Genomic DNA, 4798 nt, shown 5'->3' on the forward strand with positions numbered 1-4798 from the left:
TCGCGACATGGCTGCCGGCCTCCATCCGGCAGTCACTCTGAATCACTTCGCGCCTGATTTGGGAATCCCTCCCGATTCAATCAGGTCGGGTTCCGCTCTAATTGTCGCTGGAGGTTTCACGCGCTCGACGATCACGCGTTCTGGTCCACGTAGACGTCGCGGTCGAAAGCGGCGTCGGTTTCTGATTGACGCTCCGCGACAATCTGCGGGGTATTCCTGATTGTCGCGAAGGCTGCCGGCCTTCCACGCTGGCGTTTGGCTTCCATGGCCGATCTGCGCCGGTAGCTTTCGACGTTCATCTCGAAGATCGTGGCATGATGGACGAGACGGTCGACGGCGGCGAGTGTCATGGCGGGGTCCGGAAAGACCTTGTTCCATTCGCCGAAGGGCTGGTTGGCGGTGAGCATGATGGAGCGCCGTTCGTAACGTGCGGAGATGAGTTCGAAGAGCACGCTGGTCTCGGCCTGATCCTTGGTGACGTAGGCAAGATCGTCGAGAATGAGCAGATCGAACTTGTCGAGTTTGGCGATGGTGCGCGGTGATGGCCGTCAGCGGCGCAGCGCAGGCGGTTGCGCAGAGCCTCTGCGTGGCGACGCCAGTCTCGCTCAAGCTGCGCGACACGGCGCTCGTCGACCATCGCGGCCGGCGCGTGAAGCTTCTCAGCGACCTCATCGACCGGCCCGGCGTCAGCGTCATCAGCTTCGTCTATACCGGCTGTCAGTCCTATTGCCCGCCCGCGAGCCTGATCATGCAGATGGTCGACGGCAAGGCCGCCCCGGATGTTAGGCTCGCCTCCGTCACGATCGATCCCTTGACCGACCAGCCGGACGTCCTCGCCGTCCGGGCGCGCGAAATGGGGGCGAGCGAACGCTGGGCCTGGCTCACCGGCGAGCCCTCCGAAGTCTTCGACCTGCTCGACCGGGTCGGCGTCAGCTTCGGGCGCATCGAGGATCACGACGTCGTCTTTCTGATCGCAGGCGGCGGGCGCCTGCTGCGCTTCCGCAGCCTGCCGGATCCCGACCAGATCCTGTGCGTGGTCAGGAAACTGGCGGCGCGATGAAAGGCTGCGCCCGGTTCCACCTCGCGCTGGCGGCCTGGCTGGTTTGCGGGGTGCCGGCCTGGTCGCAACAGCCCTCGCAGCCAATCTCCTCCGACAGCGGCAGAGCGCTGTTCCTCGGGCACACAACCGACGAGCCGCCTGCCCCACTTGCCGTTCTGCGTGGAAGTGGAAGCGGTCTCAGCGTTCCAGCCGAACGCTTCGCCTGCGCCAACTGTCACGGCCGCGACGGCCACGGCGACGCGGAAGGCACGGTGCGCGCGCCCTCCGTCCGATGGCAGGATCTCACCCGCGCCTCAACTCTGCGCCTCGCCTATGATGCGGACGGCCTTCGTCGCGCCATTCTCGAGGGCATCGATCCGAGTGGGCGGACGCTCGACCGGCTGATGCCGGGTTACGCGCTCACTGAGCCACAGATGCAATCGCTGATCGCCTATCTCGGCGGCATCGACGAAGAGCAGCGCATCGGCGTCGAACCAGCGGCCATCCGGCTCGGTATCCTCGCCCAGTCGGCCAGCGACAACTTTCCCGATGCGATGACTGAGGCCTTAAGGCATACGGCTCCGGCCCTGATCTTCGGCAGGCGGATCGAACTCGTGCCACTGGACGGCCGCGTCGACGCAAGCACGCGCGACAGGCTCCGCAACGCCCGCATCGTTGCGACCCTCGCTTTGCCGCATTCATCGCAGGAGCTCTGGCCGGAGCTGGCCCGCCTCGGCATTCCCAACCTGTTTCCCCGCACCCTCCTGCGCGGCGACGAGCCGAAAGCGGATACGATCGGTCTCCTGGCGACGCTCGACGAAATCGGACGAGCGAGCCTCGATCGCGCCGCGGCTTGTGCCAATGGCCCGCTGACGATCATCGTGAGCGACCGCGACCAGCCTTCTCAACGGCTTGCTGCCGCCGCGCGATCGCGCGCCGCAACTCGTCCCGAACTGCCACCCCCGGTCATGCAATCGATCAGCAGCGCGACCCGAAATCCCACTCCCTCGACGCGAGCGGGTCCTTGTGCTCTGGTCTTCGCCGATCCCCAGGAAATCCTGGCCCTGACATCGATCTCCCCGCCTCGGCGATATGTCGGGCTGATCGACCAGTTCGCGCTGGCACAACAGAAGGCTGTAGCGGCTCGGCACGAATTGACGCTCGCCGATCCGCGCTCGATCCAAGGGCGCGACGTCGACACTGCAGGCTTCGCCGAGTTGGTCGCCCAGTCGATCGTCAGGGCTCTGCAGAGCAGCGGGAGATTGGTGACCAGGTCCAGCTTCATGGCGGCGCTCCGACGGAATGTGCCAAGCCCTAACCAACCAACCGTCGCATGGAGGTCGTGATCCGACAGGAGGGATACCTCATGCGTCGTCGCCCCCATCCGCGGTCATGCTTTTTTTCAGCAGACGGTTCTCCAGCGTCAGATCGGCGACACACTCCTTCAGGGCGCTGGCTTCACGACGCAAATCCTTGACCTCGTCGGTCGTAGCCGCACGGGCGGTGTCACCCGCCAGGCGGCGCTTGCCGGCCTCCATGAACTCCTTCGACCAGGTGTAATACAGGCTCTGGGCGATGCCTTCCTTGCGGCACAGCTCGGCGATGCTCTCCTCGCCGCGCAGGCCTTCCAGCACGATCCGGATCTTGTCCTCGGCTGAGAAGTGCCGCCGGGTCGCACGCCGGATGTCTTTCACCACCTGCTCCGCAGGCTTTTTGGCGCTTGAGGGTTTGGGTCTCATCTTCGTTCCTTCGTCACAGCGACGAGACCCAAACCCTCCTTAAATCACAACCGCAAAACTGGGCCATAGGTGCTGACGGCGGACATATTCCTGGGGTTCCGCTCCAAGGCGTGTTCACCCGGCTTGTCTCATTATCCTCAACAGTGACCCCGATGCTCTGAATCGCCGCGGCTGGGGTCACGCATGTCATTTTCCGGATTTTACGCAGCAATTTCCAACCGCCCGCCTTTTTGGGGTTTTTGCCAGTCGGCAAAAATAAAGCCGGGGCGCGCGGCCCCGGCTATTTTGAATTTTCGATCGGCGATCGTTTATGCGAGCTGATCGGATGAGAAGCTGATGACGGCCCATCCGAATTTGTCGGAGAGCCAATTCGCGATTGTCTCGTGGTCGCCGACCGGGTCGATCTTCGTGTCAGCGATGACTTCGCTGGGCAGGTCGACGTCGTGCTCTTCGTCGGTGTCCCACTGGATGTTGGAGATGCGCATCTGCATCGATCGTCCTTTCTGTGAAGCGGTCGACACAATCAGGCGGCGCTGAAGCGGAACGCCTGGCTGGTGCAGAGGTCCATGTAGGCCCTGCAGACGACGCCGATGTTGCCGGCGTAATTCGGCCCGAAGATGCAGGCGACGATGCCGACCTTCTTCTCGAGGCTGAAGCGCTCGAAGCGCTTGGCGTATGCCTCGGGGTCGAGGCCTTCGCGCAGCGAGCGGTACCGGGCGAAGAGCGACTCTGTTCCGCCCTCTCTCATCAGGACGTTCTGAAGCGCTTCCTGAAGGTAACCGTCCGGTCTCGGCCGCCTTGCGCGGTGGGCGGCATTTCCCGAACGGTGTGACCTTAAGTCTAGCTTTAAGGTCATGGCGATGGTTCGGGCTGAGGTTCTGGGCGCGATCGAGCGGCGGCGGCGCTGGCGCTATGAGGACAAGGTCCGGATCGTCGAGGAGAGTTTTTCGGCGGGTGTGACGGTGACGGATGTCGCGCGACGCAACGGGGTCGCGGCAAGCCTGGTTTTCACGTGGCGGCGTCAGGCGAAGCTGGGGCAGTTGGGCGGCTGCAGCCCGGCGCCGCTTCTGCTGCCCGTCGAACTGGCTCCTGTCGTGACCGACGTCCCGCCCACGTCGGCGTCCGAGGTTGCCTGCACAGAGCCCGCGCGCCGGAGCCGTCGTTTGTCCGGCATCATCGAGATTGCGCTCGGTTCTGGCCGCAGGCTGCGGGTCGACCGCGATGTCGACGCGGACGCGCTGCGGCGGGTGCTCGACGTGCTGGACCGGCGATGATCGCGATCCCTGCCGGGATGCGGGTCTATCTCGCGATGGGCCCGACGGATATGCGCAAGGGTTTCGACGGTCTGGCCGCTCTGGCGCAGCAGGCGCTGCAGCAGGATCCGTTCTCCGGCCACCTGTTCGTCTTTCGTGGCCGCCGGGGCGATCTTCTGAAGGTGTTGTACTGGGATGGACAAGGCTTCTGCCTGTTCGCCAAGCGATTGGAGAAGGGCCGCTTCATCTGGCCGGTGACGACCGACGGCGTGGTGCGGCTGACGCCGGCGCAGCTCTCCATGCTGCTGGAGGGGATCGATTGGCGCGCGCCGATTCGAACCGATCGCCCCAGCCTGGCGCTGTGAAGCGAGGTGCTTCGAGCCGATTCAGGACTGTGGTCCGCGGTCAAGATCGACCATGATTCAATGGCTTGGCCGCCGGCCTCGGGATAATCTCGAAAGGACCATGGCGAGCGCCTCCGCAGACCTTCCCGACGACGTGGCGACGCTTCAGGCGCTGCTGATCGCGGCACGGGCCGAGACGGCCGCCCATCTGCTCATGATCGAGAAGCTGAAGGCGCAACTGGCGAAGCTGCGCCGGATGCAGTTCGGGCAGTCGTCGGAGAAGCTCGACGCCGCCATCCACCAGTTGGAGCTGGCGCTCGAGAATGTCGAGGAGGGCACGGCGGCGCGGACGGTTCTGGAGCGCGCGGTCATGCCGGCAACTCCCGACGCCCGGCAGCATCCGGTTCGTCGTCCCTTGCCCGA

The 4798-nt window shown here is 64.6% G+C and carries 7 protein-coding genes and 2 pseudogenes; 5 read left to right on the plus strand and 4 right to left on the minus strand.

Annotated elements, in window-relative coordinates; genetic code table 11:
- Nucleotides 1–131: 131 nt before the first annotated feature.
- A pseudogene (locus tag ACFPN9_RS25455) lies at nt 132–530 on the minus strand (ATP-binding protein); the annotation flags it as partial.
- A gap of 11 nt (nt 531–541) precedes the next feature.
- Here ACFPN9_RS25455 and ACFPN9_RS25460 point away from each other — a divergent pair.
- Nucleotides 542–1060 (plus strand): SCO family protein, encoded by a 519-nt coding sequence (locus ACFPN9_RS25460; RefSeq protein ID WP_377817823.1) that lies wholly within the window; start codon nt 542–544, stop codon nt 1058–1060.
- Nucleotides 1057–2385: a c-type cytochrome gene (locus ACFPN9_RS25465; RefSeq protein ID WP_465247899.1), complete on the plus strand. Its 1329-nt coding sequence runs from the start codon at nt 1057–1059 to the stop codon at nt 2383–2385. The genes ACFPN9_RS25460 and ACFPN9_RS25465 overlap by 4 nt, the downstream gene beginning before the upstream one ends.
- 7 nt (nt 2386–2392) lie before the next feature.
- Here ACFPN9_RS25465 and ACFPN9_RS25470 read toward each other — a convergent pair.
- The 3 genes and pseudogenes from ACFPN9_RS25470 to ACFPN9_RS25480 all read right to left on the minus strand — a co-directional run.
- Nucleotides 2393–2778, minus strand: a pseudogene (locus tag ACFPN9_RS25470) (transposase); the annotation flags it as partial.
- Between the two features lie 308 nt (nt 2779–3086).
- Nucleotides 3087–3269: a hypothetical protein gene (locus tag ACFPN9_RS25475; RefSeq protein ID WP_377817825.1), complete on the minus strand. Its 183-nt coding sequence runs from the start codon at nt 3267–3269 to the stop codon at nt 3087–3089.
- A 32-nt stretch (nt 3270–3301) separates the two neighbouring features.
- Entirely contained in the window at nt 3302–3526 is a 225-nt protein-coding gene (locus ACFPN9_RS25480) for a hypothetical protein (protein WP_377817826.1), read from the minus strand.
- A gap of 106 nt (nt 3527–3632) precedes the next feature.
- Here ACFPN9_RS25480 and tnpA point away from each other — a divergent pair, with 106 nt between their 5' ends.
- The 3 genes from tnpA to ACFPN9_RS25495 form a co-directional block, all read left to right on the plus strand.
- The gene (gene tnpA, locus ACFPN9_RS25485) at nt 3633–4052 is read left to right on the plus strand and encodes an IS66-like element accessory protein TnpA (RefSeq protein WP_377799786.1); all 420 of its coding nucleotides are present in this window, start codon (nt 3633–3635) and stop codon (nt 4050–4052) included.
- Between the two features lie 17 nt (nt 4053–4069).
- Complete coding sequence (gene tnpB, locus ACFPN9_RS25490) at nt 4070–4396, plus strand: IS66 family insertion sequence element accessory protein TnpB (RefSeq protein ID WP_465247900.1); 327 nt, start codon at nt 4070–4072, stop codon at nt 4394–4396.
- Nucleotides 4397–4496: 100 nt separating this feature from the next.
- Nucleotides 4497–4798: transposase (locus ACFPN9_RS25495; protein WP_377817827.1), on the plus strand; the 302-nt coding region annotated here is incomplete at its 3' end.

Origin of the sequence: Allobosea massiliensis, assembly GCF_042655245.1 — a bacterium.
Taxonomy (GTDB): domain Bacteria; phylum Pseudomonadota; class Alphaproteobacteria; order Rhizobiales; family Beijerinckiaceae; genus Allobosea; species Allobosea massiliensis.

What these genes read in the sequence shown, in the direction of transcription:
- ACFPN9_RS25475 (WP_377817825.1), bottom strand. Translation starts at nt 3,269, where the DNA reads ATGCAGATGCGCATCTCCAACATCCAGTGGGACACCGACGAAGAGCAC.
- tnpA (WP_377799786.1), top strand. Translation starts at nt 3,633, where the DNA reads ATGGCGATGGTTCGGGCTGAGGTTCTGGGCGCGATCGAGCGGCGGCGG.
- ACFPN9_RS25465 (WP_465247899.1), top strand. Translation starts at nt 1,057, where the DNA reads ATGAAAGGCTGCGCCCGGTTCCACCTCGCGCTGGCGGCCTGGCTGGTT.
- ACFPN9_RS25460 (WP_377817823.1), top strand. Translation starts at nt 542, where the DNA reads ATGGCCGTCAGCGGCGCAGCGCAGGCGGTTGCGCAGAGCCTCTGCGTG.
- tnpB (WP_465247900.1), top strand. Translation starts at nt 4,070, where the DNA reads ATGCGGGTCTATCTCGCGATGGGCCCGACGGATATGCGCAAGGGTTTC.
- ACFPN9_RS25480 (WP_377817826.1), bottom strand. Translation starts at nt 3,526, where the DNA reads ATGAGAGAGGGCGGAACAGAGTCGCTCTTCGCCCGGTACCGCTCGCTG.